Source organism: Streptomyces sp. UNOC14_S4 (assembly GCF_020740835.1).
In the GTDB taxonomy this organism is placed as follows: Bacteria; Actinomycetota; Actinomycetes; order Streptomycetales; family Streptomycetaceae; genus Streptomyces.
Genome location: NZ_JAINFC010000841.1, coordinates 1 through 1,959, shown reverse-complemented (window position 1 = coordinate 1,959; position 1,959 = coordinate 1). Strand labels below are relative to the sequence as shown.

The 1,959-nt window shown below is 71.0% G+C and carries 1 protein-coding gene and 1 tRNA gene; one reads left to right on the top strand and one right to left on the bottom strand.

Features of this window, described 5'->3' with window-relative positions; translation table 11 throughout:
* Positions 1 to 232 precede the first annotated feature (232 nt).
* Entirely contained in the window at positions 233 to 1,561 is a 1,329-nt protein-coding gene (locus K6I34_RS36335; protein WP_229332292.1) for a serine hydrolase, read from the top strand.
* Between the two features lie 87 nt (positions 1,562 to 1,648).
* Here K6I34_RS36335 and K6I34_RS36330 read toward each other — a convergent pair.
* Positions 1,649 to 1,724: transfer RNA gene (locus K6I34_RS36330), tRNA-Arg, on the bottom strand.
* Between the last annotated feature and the right edge of the window lie 235 nt (positions 1,725 to 1,959).

Genomic DNA, 1,959 nt, shown 5'->3' with positions numbered 1-1,959 from the left:
CCCCCGGACCGTCTCAGGGATCACCCTGAGAGCCGCCCCCCCGGGGGACGGCTCTCAGGGTGATCCCTGAGACGGTCCGGGGGGAGTTGGGGGACGGCTCGGGGGAAGCCCGGATGGCCTGGTGACCGCGGGCGGGAAGACTCGTCGGTGCAGGGCGCGGCACGGCGAGGACCGGCGCGGGGACACAGCAGGACACGCCAGGAACACGGCAGGAACACGGGGGAAGCAGGTCATGAGGATTGCAACGGAAAAGCAGGCGGAGAAGCCGACGGCGCGGGCGGCAGAGAGAGCGGCGGCGACGCGGACGGTCCGTCTGCGGGTGGGCGACGGCCGCCCGCCCGCGCGCCCCGTCGGCAAGGGCCGCCGCCGCGGGCTGCTGGCGGCGACAGCCGGTCTGCTCGTGGCCGCCACGTTCGGCGCCGCGGCCCCGGCGAGCGCCGCGCCCCACCGCCTCGACACCGAGGCCCTGCGCCGGTCGCTGGACGGCGTCCCCAACGCCGAGGTGACGGGCGCGCTCGTCCGGGTCGCGGGCTCGGACGGCCACTGGTGGGGCACTGCCGGAACCGCCGACAAGGACACGGGCGCGCCGGTGCGCTCCGACTCCTCCTTCCGTATCGGCAGCATCAGCAAGCTCTTCACCGGCACGGTGATGCTCCAGCTCGTGGCCGAGCACAAGGTGGACCTGGACGCGCCGGTCCGGCGCTATCTGCCGGGTCTGCTGTCCGAGGAGTACCAGGACGTGAAGGTGGGGCAGCTCCTCAACCACACGAGCGGCCTGCCGGGCGCCTCACCGGAGATGACCGGGGCGAACGCCGAGGACCCCGACCAGTGGTACGTGGACAACCGCTTCCGCTCCTGGACGCCCGCGGAGGTCGTGAAGCTCGCGACCGCCGGGAAGAAGCCCACCTTCACCCCGGGCACGGCCCAGCAGTACAACGGCGTCAACACCCACGTGGCGGGCCTGGTCATCGAGCGGGTCACGGGCCGGACGTTCGCCGAGGAGGTCCGCTCCCGCATCACCCGCCCGCTCGGCCTGGGCCGGACGTACGTCCCCGACGCGGACGACTTCTCCCTGCCCGAACCGCACGCGCACGGCTACCGCACGGTCAAGGGCGAGCTGGTCGACGTCACCGAGCAAAGCCCGTACGCCTGGGCGGAGGGCGGCATGATCTCCACGGCGGCCGACCTGGACCGCTTCATCAGCGCGCTCTTCCGGGGCAAGCTCCTGCCGCCGTCTCAGCAGAAGCTGCTGTTCGAGCTGCCCGACCCGAAGAAGGTGGTCAACAACCGCAACAAGCACTGCGCGAGCCTCACCGATCCCACGAACCAGGGCGTCCCCTGCTTCAGCGCCATCGGCCTGATGCGCACCGAGCTGAAGGACGGCACGGTCGTCTGGGGCAAGACGGGCTCCGAGCCGGGCTACGTCAACGCCGTCCTTGCGACGCCCGATCTCTCGCGCCGGGTCGTCTACTCCCTGAACTACACCAGCCCGCCGCGCTCCAGCGAGCTGCCGTACATCCTGCGCATAGCCGACGCGGCCTTCACGTCGCGCGGGAAGTGAGAGCGGGGCCGGACGGAGCGAGGGCGAGGCCGACAACGAAAAACGGGAGCCGGCGATGCCCGGCTCCCGTGGGACTCCCGAAGGAGGTGGTGCGCTCGGCAGGATTCGAACCTGCAACCTCTTGATCCGTAGTCAAGTGCTCTATCCGTTAAGCTACGAGCGCTTGGCGTCCCGGTGACCCGAATTCGGCCGCCCGGTCGGCGTTGCGGAAGCAATCTTACCTGAAGATTTCCATGATCCTTCCCAGGCCCGCCTGACCCGGTGACAGGCGCATCGGCAGCCGCGGAAGACCCCGGCGGCCGCAGAGGACCCCGCGGCCGCAGAAGACGGAACATAGAGGACGGAAACCGACCTGGATCGCCCCTACGCTCGCCCCATGACCTCCCCGCTGACCACCC